This window comes from Gordonia sp. J1A, assembly GCF_055393515.1.
The window spans coordinates 710,431-724,184 of the sequence record NZ_AP041607.1; the positions used below are offsets into that span (position 1 = coordinate 710,431).

The 13,754-nt window shown below is 67.1% G+C and carries 14 protein-coding genes; 9 read left to right on the top strand and 5 right to left on the bottom strand.

All coding sequences use genetic code 11. The features are described from left to right. The first annotated feature begins 14 nt into the window (after positions 1-14). Positions 15-521, top strand: a complete 507-nt coding sequence (locus ACZ5QD_RS03255; protein ID WP_006896613.1) for an acyl-CoA thioesterase — start codon at positions 15-17, stop codon at positions 519-521. Continuing rightward, entirely contained in the window at positions 518-1,219 is a 702-nt protein-coding gene (locus ACZ5QD_RS03260; protein ID WP_006896614.1) for a hypothetical protein, read from the top strand. Before ACZ5QD_RS03255 ends, ACZ5QD_RS03260 begins: the two co-directional genes overlap by 4 nt. On the opposite strand, the gene ACZ5QD_RS03265 is transcribed toward ACZ5QD_RS03260, so the two are convergent. After that, positions 1,216-1,932 carry a GntR family transcriptional regulator gene (locus tag ACZ5QD_RS03265; RefSeq protein ID WP_062367605.1) on the bottom strand — a complete coding sequence of 239 codons (717 nt, stop codon included), beginning with the start codon at positions 1,930-1,932 and terminating at the stop codon, positions 1,216-1,218. The two genes, ACZ5QD_RS03260 and ACZ5QD_RS03265, sit on opposite strands and share 4 nt — an antisense overlap. 129 nt (positions 1,933-2,061) lie before the next feature. On the opposite strand from ACZ5QD_RS03265, the gene ACZ5QD_RS03270 reads away from it, so the two are divergent. Genes ACZ5QD_RS03270 through ACZ5QD_RS03285 form a run of 4 tightly spaced genes read left to right on the top strand, consistent with a single transcriptional unit; the run spans position 2,062 to position 6,391 of the window. Then, positions 2,062-2,904 carry a fumarylacetoacetate hydrolase family protein gene (locus tag ACZ5QD_RS03270; RefSeq protein ID WP_006896616.1) on the top strand — a complete coding sequence of 281 codons (843 nt, stop codon included), beginning with the start codon at positions 2,062-2,064 and terminating at the stop codon, positions 2,902-2,904. Positions 2,905-2,921: 17 nt separating this feature from the next. Continuing rightward, positions 2,922-4,667: an FAD-dependent monooxygenase gene (locus tag ACZ5QD_RS03275; protein WP_464367113.1), complete on the top strand. Its 1,746-nt coding sequence runs from the start codon at positions 2,922-2,924 to the stop codon at positions 4,665-4,667. A gap of 30 nt (positions 4,668-4,697) precedes the next feature. Next, entirely contained in the window at positions 4,698-5,012 is a 315-nt protein-coding gene (locus ACZ5QD_RS03280) for a nuclear transport factor 2 family protein (RefSeq protein ID WP_222111807.1), read from the top strand. 32 nt (positions 5,013-5,044) lie between these two features. Beyond that, a complete protein-coding gene (locus ACZ5QD_RS03285) occupies positions 5,045-6,391 on the top strand; it encodes an AMP-binding enzyme (protein ID WP_433821618.1) in 1,347 nt (448 codons plus the stop codon). A gap of 21 nt (positions 6,392-6,412) precedes the next feature. On the opposite strand, the gene ACZ5QD_RS03290 is transcribed toward ACZ5QD_RS03285, so the two are convergent. Both ACZ5QD_RS03290 and ACZ5QD_RS03295 read right to left on the bottom strand, forming a co-directional pair. Next, on the bottom strand, positions 6,413-8,032 hold the full coding sequence (locus ACZ5QD_RS03290; protein ID WP_039867539.1) for a glycoside hydrolase family 13 protein: 1,620 nt from the start codon (positions 8,030-8,032) through the stop codon (positions 6,413-6,415). Positions 8,033-8,101: 69 nt separating this feature from the next. Then, positions 8,102-8,494 carry a globin gene (locus tag ACZ5QD_RS03295; protein ID WP_006896622.1) on the bottom strand — a complete coding sequence of 131 codons (393 nt, stop codon included), beginning with the start codon at positions 8,492-8,494 and terminating at the stop codon, positions 8,102-8,104. Positions 8,495-8,639: 145 nt separating this feature from the next. On the opposite strand from ACZ5QD_RS03295, the gene ctaJ reads away from it, so the two are divergent. After that, positions 8,640-8,888: an aa3-type cytochrome oxidase subunit CtaJ gene (gene ctaJ / locus ACZ5QD_RS03300; RefSeq protein ID WP_006896623.1), complete on the top strand. Its 249-nt coding sequence runs from the start codon at positions 8,640-8,642 to the stop codon at positions 8,886-8,888. Continuing rightward, on the top strand, positions 8,875-9,357 hold the full coding sequence (locus ACZ5QD_RS03305; protein WP_372452526.1) for a DUF5130 domain-containing protein: 483 nt from the start codon (positions 8,875-8,877) through the stop codon (positions 9,355-9,357). The genes ctaJ and ACZ5QD_RS03305 overlap by 14 nt, the downstream gene beginning before the upstream one ends. 75 nt (positions 9,358-9,432) lie before the next feature. On the opposite strand, the gene pepN is transcribed toward ACZ5QD_RS03305, so the two are convergent. Then, entirely contained in the window at positions 9,433-12,015 is a 2,583-nt protein-coding gene (pepN, locus tag ACZ5QD_RS03310) for an aminopeptidase N (protein ID WP_062367607.1), read from the bottom strand. Between the two features lie 70 nt (positions 12,016-12,085). Here pepN and ACZ5QD_RS03315 point away from each other — a divergent pair, with 70 nt between their 5' ends. Then, complete coding sequence (locus ACZ5QD_RS03315) at positions 12,086-12,706, top strand: mycothiol-dependent nitroreductase Rv2466c family protein (RefSeq protein ID WP_006896626.1); 621 nt, start codon at positions 12,086-12,088, stop codon at positions 12,704-12,706. Between the two features lie 14 nt (positions 12,707-12,720). Here ACZ5QD_RS03315 and ACZ5QD_RS03320 read toward each other — a convergent pair whose 3' ends face one another. Beyond that, on the bottom strand, positions 12,721-13,743 hold the full coding sequence (locus ACZ5QD_RS03320) for a M48 family metallopeptidase (protein ID WP_062367608.1): 1,023 nt from the start codon (positions 13,741-13,743) through the stop codon (positions 12,721-12,723). Positions 13,744-13,754: the final 11 nt, after the last annotated feature.

Sequence of the window (13,754 nt, forward strand, 5' to 3'; positions counted from 1 at the left end):
GAGGCACACAGCGCATGGCAGATCAAGAATCCCTCGCCGTAGACGAGAACGTCGACAAGCGAAGGCTTTTCGCGGATAACGGTTGTCGGACCGACCGGGGGTACGAGGTGTCGGTCCCGGTGCGGTGGTCGGATATGGACGTATTCGCGCACATCAACCACGCGCGCATGGTGACCCTGCTCGAGGAGGCGCGGATCCCCTGGCTCTTCTACGATGACAAGCCCACCGCGCTGATGCGCAAGGGCTGTCTCGTCGCCGACCTGCACGTCAAGTACCAGGGACAGATCCGCCACGACGAGTCGCCGATCCGCGTCACCATGTTCGTGGAGCGACTGCGTGCGGTCGACTTCACGGTGGGCTACGAGGTCCGGCCGTACGGAGCCGATCCCGAGTCCCGTCCGTCGGTGGTCGCCACCACTCAGCTGGTCTCCTTCGACATCGACACGCAGCGGCCCCGGCGCATGACCGCCGACGAGAAGGCGTATCTGCAGAGCTTCCTCCGCGAGCCGGTGAACAGGTGACCGACGCGGCGGCGGGGGAGCGGGTGCTGGTCCCGCACGGGCCGGCCGACCGAACCGATCTGGCGGCATTCCTGGAACGGGCTCGCCGGGTGGACGACTCCGGCGTGCTGCGGGTTCAGCAGCGGCCGGACGGGCGCGTCGGGTTGTGGGTGCGCACCGGCTTCGACATCCTCGCGACCCGCTCGGTGTTCGGTTCGGTGACTCCGGCCGACGTGGTCGCCGACGTCGGCGCGATGTCGGCGGCGGTGGGCGGCGACGGTCCGCTCCCGCTCGGCTTCGCACTGCCCGGAGCCTGGCAGGGCGCGCTGCCCCCGTCGGACGGCTTCGACCACCTCGACGACGTCCCGGCGCGCGAGCTGGTGTCACTCGCCCGCAGGGGCGCCGACGTGGCCCGCACGGAATCCGGCGCGCTCGGCCCGGCGTCGTCGTTGCTGGATCAGACGGTGATCGAGGTGAGCGGGCCGAACGGATCGGGCGCTCGGGCGAAGGTGTCGATGCGTGCGGTCTTCGCCCTCACCGCGATGGGCTTCGTCCGCGACGCCGCCGGCCGCGAGATCACTGCCGACTCACCGATCGACGCGATCGCGCCGGACGAGCCGGTGCGGGTCCGTCTCTCGTCCAGCTGGGTGCGGGTGGACGCGCGCTTCGGCTCGGTCTACCAACGGCGCTCGGTGCTGAATCTGGCCGTGCGCAGCTAGGCGGACACGCCGCTGCCCACGTTTCCGGCCGACATCGATTCCTGCCGGTGGTCGGTGCCGAGAAGAATGTCGGTGGTGTGGCTGATATGCCGCGCCAACGCCTCGACCGCGGCATCGGCATCTCGCGCGAGTGCGAGTTCCATGAGTTCGCGGTGTTCTGCGATCACGTCACGGTCCGGGTGCCTGAAGTGCTGCTGGGACCACGATCGGTAGAGCTCTGCGGAATCACGCAACGATGTCGCGATCCCCAGCAGTCTGGAGTTTCGGCAGCCGGCCAACAGCGCATGATGGAAATCGGCATGCGCCCGCGACCACGCGTCGCCCACGCGTTCTGGATCGTCCCGGTCGTACTGCGGAGTCCTCTCGAGTGTGTGGTGCTTCGCGACCAGATCCGACTCCCACGGAGTGTCGCCTTCAGCCAGTGACATGCGGAACACCAGGCACTCGATCGCCACGCGCGCCGTTGTGAGTTCGATCAGGTCCTCTGCGGACAGCGGGGTCACCTGAAACCCCTGGTGCGGTTGAGACCGGACGAGGTCCTGTTCGACCAAGCGGGTCAGAGCTTCGCGAAGCACCCCTACGCCGACGCCGTATCTGGTGCTCAGTTCCGGGAACTTCAGCTTCTCGCCGGGTGTCAACCTGCCGGCCAGAATGTCGGCTCTCATCGTCGCGAACGTGTCGTCCGCGCGGGTCCCATACGTGGATCGCGCCATGCTTCGACCCTAGCAGGAAAGGAACTTCTGTATAACTTTCTACTTTCTCTTAACGGATGGAAAGTTGCGGCGCATGCTGAAACGCACACCGCAGAGTGGCGCCCGTCACTCTGGAAGAGGAGGATGACGATGAAGCTGGCGAATCTTGCAGGACGAGCGGTACTGGTGACCGAAGACGGGGCGGCCGACATCGCCCGCGACAGCGAAGGGCGTTTCGGGCCGGATCCGGAGTCTGTGCTCGCACGCTGGGATGAGTTCCGCGAGTGGGCGCGGGCAGCTGCATTGACGCCGCAGAGTTTCGACGAGACGTTGCTCGGACCGCCGGTGTCGAGGCCGCGGCAGATCTTCGCCATTGCGCTCAACTATCGGGAACACGCCGCCGAGTCAGGATTCGAAATCCCGGCCAGGGCGTCGGTGTTCACCAAATTCGCCTCATCCCTGACCGGACCCTTCGGGGACATCGCCCTCGTCGACGGGAACGTCGACTGGGAAGCGGAGTTGGTGGTGGTGATCGGTCGGGAAGCACGCGGAGTGCATGTGGAGAACGCGTGGGACCACGTCGCGGGACTGACCAACGGCCAGGACATCTCGGAGCGATCCCGTCAGCTCGCCGGACCCGCACCGCAGTTCAGTCTCGCCAAATCGCATCCCGGCTTCGGCCCGATCGGGCCCTGGGTGGTCACTCCGGACGAACTGGAGAATCCGGACGATCTGGAGATCGCTTGCGCGATCGACGGAGAAGAGGTCCAGAAGAGCTCGACCTCCGACCTGATCTTCTCCGTACCCGAACTGATCGCACAGCTCTCCGAGGTCGTCACGCTCTACCCGGGCGACCTGATCTTCACCGGGACCCCGGCCGGAGTCGGCCTCGCCGCGGATCCGCAACGCTACCTCGCCGCCGGCGAGGTGCTGACTACCAGCATCGAGGGGCTGGGTCAGATGAGCCATCGCCTCGTCGCACCCCGCGACTGACGAGAAGGAGATAAGCCATGAGAGTCGTCGAGACCGATGTGCTCGTCGTGGGTGCCGGGCCCTCCGGACTGACAGCTGCGGCGTTCCTGGCGATGCACGGCGTCGATGCCGTCACGGTCACCAAGTACCCGCGTACCGCCAACACGCCGAGGGCACACATCACGAACCAGCGCACCATGGAGGTCATGCGCGACCTCGGGATCGAGGATCAGGTGCGCAGCGTCTCCGTCCCCAACGAGTTGATGGCCGACAACGTGTGGGCCACCAGCATGGCGGGCAAGGAGATCGCCCGGGTGAAGACCTGGGGGACGAAGGTCGACCGTAAAGCGGATTACGAGGCGGGAAGCCCGTCGGCCATATGCAACATGCCCCAGCACCTGTTCGAGCCCTTGATCTTGCAGGGTGCGCTCGACCGCGGGGCCGACATCCGGTTCTCCACGGAACTGACCGAGATCTCGCAGGACGCCGACGGGGTCACCGCGACCGTTCGATACAGCCACACCGGTGAGACCTATCAGGTGCGGGCGAAGTACGCGATCGGCGCCGACGGCGGTCGCTCGACGGTCGCCGAGCAGTTGGGATTCTCACTCGAGGGAGAAACAGGGCTCGGCTACGCGGTCAACATCTGGCTCGAAGCCGATCTGTCCAAGTACCGCGCTCACCGGCCGGGCGTGCTGTTCTGGACCGCACAGCCCGGCAAGGACTTCTGGCTCGGCTCCGGAGTCTTCATCACCGTGCGGCCGTGGAACGAGTGGGTGCTGGTGTTCATGTACGACCCGGACACCGAAGAGATCGACACCAGCGAGGAAGCCATGCTGCCTCGCATCTACAAGGCCATCGGTGACGACAGCATTCCGGTCACGATCAAGAACGTCTCGACCTGGCAGGTCAATCACGTACTCGCCTCCGAGTACCAGCGGGGGCGGGTGTTTCTGGCCGGCGACGCCGCACACCGCCACCCACCGGCGAACGGGTTGGGGTCCAACACCTCCATCCAAGACGCGTACAACCTCGCTTGGAAGCTCGCCGCGGTCGTCAAGGGGCAGGCCGGACCATCTCTGCTCGAGAGCTACCACCAGGAGCGTCATCCGGTAGGCAGGCAGGTGGTGGACCGCGCCTTGAAGAGTGCAGACATCGTCGGGCGGGTCCCGTCGATCCTCGGCATCCGGCCGGGCCAGACCGACGAGGAAGGGTGGGCGGCGATCGACGAATTCTTCGCCGACACCGATGACGGACGCAAGCGGCGCAAGGCGCTTGAAGACTGCATCGACGAAAACGCCTACCATTTCCACGCGCACGGTGTCGAACTCGGCCATCGGTACACCTCGACGGCGGTGGTCGGCGACGGGACCCCGTTCCCGGCTCACACTCGCGATCCCGAGCTCTACTATCAACCGACCACTCATCCAGGCGCATATATGCCGCATGTCTGGATCGAGCGGAATGGCGAACAGATCTCGACACTCGATGCCGTCGGTCACGGCAGATTCACAGTGATCACCGGAATCGGCGGCGAGGCGTGGGTCGCGGCTGCCGAGAAGATCGGTGCGGAGGTGGGCGTCGAGATCGCGAGTGCCCCCATCGGTTACCGTCTCGCCTTCGACGACGTATACGGCGACTGGGCGCGAGCCCGCGAGATCTCCGACGGCGGCTGCCTGCTGGTCCGGCCCGACCGTCACATCGCCTGGCGGAGCCACGGCATGGCAGACGACCCGCTCAGCGCGCTGCGTGAAGCGATCGACGCCGTCCTGTCCCGAGTCTGACTCCGCTCCATCTGATGAAGGAGGCTTCCAATGACCATCACGACCGGCACCATGACCGACGAACAGCGTAAGTCAGTCGCTCTGGAGTTCCTCAAACGCGTCGATACCGGTGGCGGCGTCATCGAACTCTTCGCCGACGACGCTCTGTTCTGCTTCCCCAAGTACGGCATGGTTCGAGGCGTCGAGAAGATCGAGGAGTTCCTCGGCGAACTCGGCGGAATCATCTCGTCGATCGAACACCACTCCGCCTACTTCAACTACATCGTCGACGGCGACAGGGTCGTCGTCGAAGGCACCAGCCACGCCGACGCCGACTCCGCCCGCTACCCGTGGCTCACCAGATAACCGCTCCCGATCTACTGTAAGGACCCTCACTCATGACGACCATGCGCCCGGACGCAGAACTGTCCCGCGACGAGATCATCGCCCGTAACCTCGCGGTGGTCCAAGAGCACTTCCACAATGAGAACCCCGACGACGTCGACAAGGCGATCGCCCTCTACGCGTCCGATATCTCCTGGGAAGCCCCGAACCGCGGCCTCGTTTACACCGATGCCGCCGAGGTGCGCAGCGCCTACATGAAGATCTTTCGCACGCTGCAATTCCATTCGCTCACCACGTTGCGACGCTTCGGCACGGAGCAGTTCGTGTTCGATGACGCGGTTGCCGACGTGACCGTGATCGGTGACGAGATGCCCAACCTGCCGTTCCCCATCGGCACTCGGATCAGCCTGCGGCTGGTGCACTGTTTCGAACTCCGAGACGGTGAGATCACCAAGGAGATCGCATACGAGATGTGGCGTGACGCCGCCGATCCGCTGGTCAACGACGCCGTCCCGCCGGGGTCGTCGGTGGAGTACTCGTCGGCCGGCAGCTTCGATCCAGCCGACTATCTCGCCCTCGCCCAGTCCGACCGGGTCACCCACGGAGCGTTCCTCGCGCCCACCATGCTGCGTCGTCTCACCGACGAGGTCCGAGGGGGTTCGGCACCGGCGGTTCCGCACCTGCGCAGCCTGGTCATCGGCGGAGCCGCGCTGTATCAAGAAGATCTGCAGGACGCGCTCGATACGTTCGGTCCCATCATCACCCAGATGTACGGACAGGGCGAGTGCCCCATGACGATAGCCGTGATGAAACCGGACGAGGTTCCCCACGACAGCGCCGATCCTCGGCGCAGATCCTGCGGCCAGCCGTTCACCGGCGTCGAGGTGCGGGTGGTGAACGACGACGGTGCCGACTCGCCTGCAGGTACAACCGGAGAGATCCAAGTCCGCGGCGATGTCGTCATGGCGGGGTACTGGTCAGATCCGAACGCGACCGCGGCCGCCATCAGCGACGGGTGGCTGCGCACCGGAGATGTCGGGCACTTCGATGAGAACGGGTTCCTCTACCTCACCGACCGGTCCAAAGACGTCATCATCAGCGGTGGCTCCAACATCTATCCCCGCGAAGTGGAAGAGGTCCTGCTCGCTCATCCGGCTGTCTACGAGGCCGCAGTGGTCGGCGTCCCCGACCCCGAATGGGGCGAGAACGTATGCGCGTTCGTCGTGACCGGCCCGGGCGCCGACGTCACCGAACCGCAGCTCATCGCTCACACCCGTGCGCACTTGGCGTCCTTCAAGAAGCCCAAGTCCGTCACATTTCTCGACGAGCTTCCCAAGAATGCCAACGGAAAGGTCGTCAAACGGGCCCTGCGGAACCTCCGAACCGGAGCGAACGGCTGACCGTGATCCCCGGCCCGGACCTTACACCAGCCAGGCGGCGGCGCCGGGGAGCAGCAGACCGCCCTCCAGCGGGGTACTGACCAGGAGGATCTGTCCGGGCGGAAGCGGTACCGGGCGATCGGAGGCGTTGAGCGCACAGATGAGGCCGCCGGGCCGGCGGAAGGCAAGGCAGCCCTCGGGGGCGCCGTACCACTGCACGGTGTCACCGGAGAACTCCGGACGTGCGTAGCGCAGTTCGATCGCCTGCCGGTACAGAGACAGCATCGAGTAGATGTCCTCGAGCTGAGACTCCACGGTCAGTGCCGCCCAGTCGGCGGGGATCGGCAGCCAGGTGTCCGACCGGCTGCTGAATCCGAAGGGCGGCTCGGTGCCCTCCCACGGCAGCGGAACCCGACAGCCGTCGCGACCGCGGTCGGTGTGACCGGAGTTCTCCCAGACCGGGTCGACGAGTGCGTCGTCGGGCAGATCGACGTTGGGCAGACCGAGTTCGGCACCGTTGTAGATGAAGACGGTGCCCGGCAGCGCCAGCTCCACCATGATCATCGCCCGCGCTCGGATGGTGCCGATGGCGAGGAGGTCGTCGGGCGTGCGCCCGTCGGCCGCCTCACCGGTGGGCTGGTAGCGCGTCACCTCGCGCGGCACATCGTGGTTCGAGAGGGTCCACGTCGGCACCGCGCCGACCGAGGCGGTGGCGGCCAGCGACTCGGTGATCGCCTCCTTGATCTCATCGGCGTCGAATCCGGCGGTGGCCAGCCGGAAGTTGAAGCCCAGATGCAGTTCGTCCGGCCGGACGTACCGTGAGAAGGCTTCGTTGGAGCGGACCCACACCTCGCCGACGTTGAAGGTTCCGGGGTATTCGTCCATCACCGACCGGATCGCGCGGTGGATGTCGTGGACGGCCTCGTTGTTGAACCGCGGATCGTCGTCGGAGTGCAGCAGCACCTCGGCCGGGTGCTCCAGGTCGGGCAGGCCGTCGGGCTTGGCCATGCCGTGCGCGACGTCGATGCGGAAGCCGTCGATGCCGCGGTCGAGCCAGAAGCGCATGGTCGTCTGCAGGTCGGCGAGGACCTCCGGGTTGTTCCAGTTCAGATCGGGCTGCTCGGGAGCGAACAGGTGCAGATACCACTGGCCGGGGCGGCCGTCGGGCTCCACGATCCGCGTCCACGCCGGACCTCCGAAGACGCTGGTCCAGTTGTTCGGCGGCAGCTCGCCGTCATCGCCGCGTCCGTCGGCGAAGATGTAGCGCTCGCGCTCGGGGCTGCCCGGGGCCGCTCCCAGCGCGCCGGAGAACCACGGATGCTGGTCGCTGGTGTGGTTGGGGACGAGATCCATCGTCACCCGGATGTCGCGGTCGTGGGCCTGGCGAATGAGCTCGTCGAAGGTGTCCAGGTCGCCGAAGAGGGGATCGATCGCGCGGGGGTCGGAGACGTCGTATCCGTGGTCGGCCATCGGTGAGCGCATGATCGGCGAGAGCCAGATCGCGTCCACGCCGAGCAGTTCGAGATATCCCAGCTTGTCGATCAGCCCGGCGAGGTCGCCGACGCCGTCGCCGCTGAGATCCGAGAACGATCGGGGATACACCTGGTAGACGACGGCCGACCGCCACCACTGGGCGTCGTCGGTCGCGGGGACGTTCGCCATGCTCTGCTCACTCACCGTCTTCTGTTCCCTCTCCTGCCTTCACTGAATCGTTCATACCCGCGCGGTGGGTCAGAACGGGCTGTTGACGAGCGTGTCGGCCGCCATGGTGACGTAGTCGGTCAGAGCCCGGCGATGCTCATCGTCCAGAACGTCCGATTCGATCGACTCGATGGCGATGTTCATGCACCGTAACCACGCGTCCCGTTCGATGGGGCCGATCTTGTAGGGGACGTGACGCATTCGCAATCGCGGGTGGCCGCGCTCCTCGCTGTAGGTGTGCGGCCCGCCCCAGTACTGCTCCAAGAACATTCGCAGACGTCGCTCGGCCGGGCCGAGGTCCTCCTCCGGGTACATCGGCCGGAGGATCTCATCGGCCGCGACCTCCTCATAGAAGCGTGCGGTGATCCGGCGGAACGTCTCGTGACCGCCGGCTTCCTCGTAGAACGTGCTCACGCTCACCATTGTCCACTATCGCCCCCGTGGCATCTACGACACTGTGTAGGCCCTCCGGCGACAGCGCCGCACGCGGTGCGATAAATTGAACCAGACGATCTGCACACGGCAGGTCTCCGCGCTTAGCTCCGAGCGCTAGTCGAAAGGGTGGGGTGTGGATCAACTTCTTGTCCCCGTCGGAATGACCGTCGTGGTGCTGTGTGTGATCGCAGTGGCGCTGTGTGTGGTCTCGATGGTGTTCTCTTTTGGAATGAAGCGGCCGAAGGTCACCGAGTACACGCTCGATCAGCCGTGGGAGAACGGTCCCACTCTGTTCAGCGCGACCGACATCGAGCCGATGGCCCTGAGCCGGCACTTCGAGCCGGGTGATGTCGAGGGAGGTTCGGCAAGTGGCAAGTGGTGATGTGACTCAGCAGAGCACGGCGGTCGCGCCGTCGAACGGTCTTCCGCTCGGCACCGTCGTCACCAGCAGCGGCCGCATCTCGGCCGCGCTGTTCCCGGGCGACGGCTTCGGCACCCCGCCCTTCACCCGCGACGAGTTGATCATGCTCGACGACGCTCTCAGCCAGGCCAGCGAGGTCGCCCTCGTGCGCTTCTCGGTCTACATCGGCGAGTTGGGATCCGACCCGGTCGCCGGCGCCCGCGAGATCCTCGCTCAGGCGCCCGAGCCCGCCCACGGCGCGCTCATTGCGGTGTCGCCGAACTCGAAGGACGTCGCCGTCGTGTCCGGTGCGCTGGTCGCGGGCCGGGTCAACGACCGCGTCGCGGAGCTCGGCGTCTCGGCCGCGCTGTCGTCGTTCAAGCGGGGCGACCTGATCGACGGACTGGTCTCCGCGCTGCGCGTGATGGCCACGGCTGTCGACCGTCCCTGAATCCGACTCACCGACACAGGCCCCGCCGAACGGCGGGGCCTGTCTCGTTTCGCTGGGCTGATGCCCGCGGGCGCGCTACTCGGACGAGCGGCGGTCGCGGTCCCGGGCGCGCAGTGCGCGGGCGGTGGAGTCCCGGCCTTCGGCGATCAGACGCGCCAGGGCGGGCGGATGGTCACCGGCCAGGAAGGCGTCGGCCTTCTGCAGCGCCGCGTCGGTGATGTCCCAGGACGGGTAGAGACCGATCACGACCGTCTGCGCCACCTCGCTCGTGCGCCGGTCCCACAGCGCCGCGACATCGTCGAAGTAGCGCTGCGTGTAGTCGGACAGCAATGCCGACTGGCCGGGACGCACCAGACCCTCGACGATCGACCGCACGGTGACGTTGGCGATGCCGTCGTCGTCGAAGGCACGCGTCCACGCGGTCGCCTTGGCCTCGGCGTCGGGTCGCGCCGCGCGCGCCGCCTCGGCGTGCCGTGCACCGGCCGCGGTGTTGTCCCTGCGGGCCTCCGCGTCGATCACGTCGTCGCCCACGATGCCGTGGGTCGCGAGGGCTTTCACCAGCTTCCAGCGGAGTTCGTCGTCGACGACGAGGCCCGGCAGTCCGTGATCGGCCGGCTCGTCGCCGTCGAGGAGCGCGCGCAGCAGCGGCTGCTGGTCGTCGCGGGTGACGCCGCCCAGCAGCGCGTTGACGAAGGCGAGCTGATGGTCGGAGCCGCTCTCGGCGTTCTGTGCCAGAGTCAGCAGGCGCCCGGCGAACGTGGGCCATCCGGTCTGCGCGGCCCAGGCGGGGTCGGCGTACGACTCCAGTGCGGTGACCGCCTGCAGTAGGACCCGCTGGACCACGCCGACTTCGGATTCGGCTCCGATGCCTTCGCCGACGAGCGTCAGGAAGTCGCGTGCGCTCATCTCGGCCTGCCTGGTCATCTCCCACGCGGCCGACCAGATGAGCGTCCGGGGCATCGGGTCGGCGATGTCGGCGATCCGAGCCGTCGCGGTGGCCAGCGAGTCGGCGTCGAGCCGTACCGACGCATAGGTGAGGTCGTCGTCGTTGAGCAGTACCAGTCGGCCCCGCTCGACGCCGATCAGGTCGGGAACGTCGGTGCGCGGACCCTCCACGTCGAGCTCGACGACGTGGCTGCGGACGAGCTTGCCTCCCTCGTCGGCGTACACGCCGATCCGCATGCGGTGCACGCGCGTCTCTCCGGCACCCGGCGCCGCGCCCTCCTGCAGCACCGCGAAGGAGGTGAAGCGACCGTTCGCGTCGGTCTCGAATTCGGGGCGCATGACGTTGATGCCCGTGGTCTTGAGCCACTGCGCACCCCAGCCCGACAGGTCACGGCCCGACGCCCGTTCGAGCGAGCCGAGCAGGTCGGCGAAAGTGGCGTTCGCGAAGCGGTGCTCGGCGAAGTACTCCCGCAGGCCGGTGAGGAAGGGTTCCAGCCCCACGTAGGCGACGAGCTGCTTGAGCACCGACGCGCCCTTGGCGTAGGTGATGCCGTCGAAGTTGACCTCCACCGCGGCGATGTCGGGGATGTCGGCGGCGATCGGATGGGTGGACGGCAGTTGGTCCTGCCGGTATGCCCACGATTTCTCGACGTTGGCGAAGGTGGTCCACGCGTTGGTGTACTCGGTGGCCTCGACCTGGGAGAGGACCGAGGCGAAGGTCGCGAACGACTCGTTGAGCCAGAGGTCGTCCCACCACTGCATCGTGACCAGGTCGCCGAACCACATGTGGGCCATCTCGTGGAGCACCGTCTCGGCGCGCCGCTCGTACAGGTAACGGGTCACCCGCGACCGGAACACGTAGTCCTCGAGGAAGGTGACGGCGCCGGCGTTCTCCATGGCGCCGGCGTTGAACTCGGGGACGAACAGTTGGTCGTACTTGCCGAAGGCGTACGGAACCCCGAAGACCCGGTGGTAGAAGCCGAATCCCTGCTTGGTCTCGGCGAAGAGGCGCTCGGCGTCCATGTGCTCGGCGAGTGATGCTCGGCAGTAGAGGCCCAGGGGGATCGTCCCGTGCTCGTCGGAGTACTCGTCGTTCCAGACCGCGTACGGTCCGGCGATGAGGGCGACGAGGTAGGTGCTGAACCGTTCCGTGGTCGCGAACCGGTGCACCAGCGCGCCGTCGGCCGCGGTGCCGGGCTCACCGGTGGGGGCGCCGTTGGAGATCACCTGCCAGTTCCCCGGTGCGGTGACCGTCACCGAGTAGGAGGCCTTGAGGTCGGGCTGGTCGAAGCATGCGAACATCCGCTTGGCGTCGGCGGTCTCGAACTGCGAGTAGAGGTAGACGTTGCCGTCGGCCGGGTCGACGAAACGGTGCAGCCCCTCGCCGGTGTTCGAGTACGCGCATTCGGCGACCACCTCGAGAGTGTTCTCCGCGGCCAGCCCGGGGAGCTCGAGGCCGGTGGACTCGTCGAAGGCACTCACGTCCAGTTCTTCGCCGTTGAGCGTCGCAGACACCAGCTTGGGCGCCACGAGGTCGATGAAGGTGGTGGCGCCTGCAGTCGCGCTGAAGGTCACGGTCGTGGTGGAGCCGAATCGCTCGGTGCCGGGGGCGCCGGCGCCGTCGGTGAGGTCGAGTTCGATCCGGTAGTTCTGGACCGAGAGGATGGCGGCGCGCTGCCGCGCCTGGTCACGTGTCAGATTTGGTGCGCTCACGGTGTCAACAGTAGTGGCGGGTGGCCTCCGACGCCGCCGGCCGCCGCCTCGGCGGTGGTTGAATGGGTGCATGGCTGAGAACGCTTCCTCCACCGACCGCGTCGATTTCTGGTTCGATCCGCTCTGCCCGTGGTGCTGGATCACCTCCCGCTGGATCCTCGAAGCCGAGAAGGTCCGCCCGATCGACGTGAACTTCCACATCATGAGCCTGGCGGTTCTCAACGAGAACCGGGACGTGCCCGAGAGCTACCGCGCAATGCTCGATACGGCGTGGACGCCGGTTCGAGTGCTCGCCGCGGCCGCCGCGCGCCACGGGGAGCAGGTGCTGCCGCGCCTGTACACCGAGATGGGCACCCGGTTCCACAATGAGGGCGTCAAGGATTACGACATCGTGATCCCGGCTGCGCTGCAGGCCGCGGGTCTGGAGGCCGACCTCGCCGGTGCCGCCGATTCCACCGAGTTCGACGGCGCGATCCGGGTCAGTCACCACGCGGGCATGGACAAGGTCGGCGACGACGTCGGGACTCCCACCATTCATGTCAACGGCGTCGCCTTCTTCGGCCCGGTGCTGTCGCGGATTCCGCGCGGCGAGGACGCCGGCCGCGTCTGGGACGGCACGGTGGCGTTGGCCTCGTACCCGCACTTCTTCGAGCTCAAGCGCACCCGCACCGAGGATCCCGAGTTCGGCTGATCGGTTCGCGCGCCTCAGTAGGTGCGGGTCTGTTCGAGCTGGTTGGGCAGGCTGCCGGGAGCGGTCGAGGCCGGTGGCGCCGGCGGCGGCACGGGCACCACGTTGCCGCTGCCCGAACCGCGCACGAACTGCCTGGGCCGCAGCAGAATCGCACCGGCGCGTGTCCGGTCGCGCAGTGCCGCCGCACGCCAGGTGAGGACCGGATGCGACGCCACCGCGTTCGCGAGCGTGACGAAGAAGCCCTTCTCGTGGACCGCGCGGTCGGCGAACTGATCGAAGTCGACGGCACTGAGCAGGTACTTGCCGCCCGCCAGGAGGCCGATCGCCGCGTGCGCGCCGTCGGGCCGGGTGTAGTAGCCGTAGTTGTCCGCCGTGTACTCCTGCGAACGTGAGAGAAGCGATCCCAGTAGGGGGAGCCCCATGATGAGACTGCTGAAGAGCTGTCGCCAGTAGGAGACGTGACCGGCGGCGATGTGTCCCACTTCGTGGCCGATCACGAACTCGAGGGCCTCGGGACTGCGTGCCCGGCCGCCGACTTCGAACAGGTCCGAGTACACCACCACGTAGCGGCGGAACCCGTGCCCCGAGGCGAAGGCGTTGATGGCGCCGTTGCCGTTGACGACGTATCCGTCGGGCACGTACTCCATTCCGTAGCGGGCGGCTGCCTCCACCAGCATGCGATAGCCGTCGGGGAACTGCGTCGGGCTCAGCTGCACCGCGTTGACCCGCACGTTCGCGTAATTCAGACCGCGTCCGAGGAACACGAGCAGCGGAAGCGCGAGCGCGAGCAGCAGCCATTCGGAGACCGCACCCACGGCGACCAGCACGACAACCACCGCGTACGCCGCTACCGCCATGAGCACGCCCACCACCAGCACCGGGATCTCCCACGGGTGACGCCGCGGCGCGCCCGCGTAGGCGGCGGGCGGTCGCCACACGGCACCGGGGCCGGGCAGATCGACGGGCGGTTCGACGATCAGCGGATCGTCGACGCCGGGGACTGAGGGAATGGGCCCGTGGGTATCCACGACCACCAATCTACTGGCCT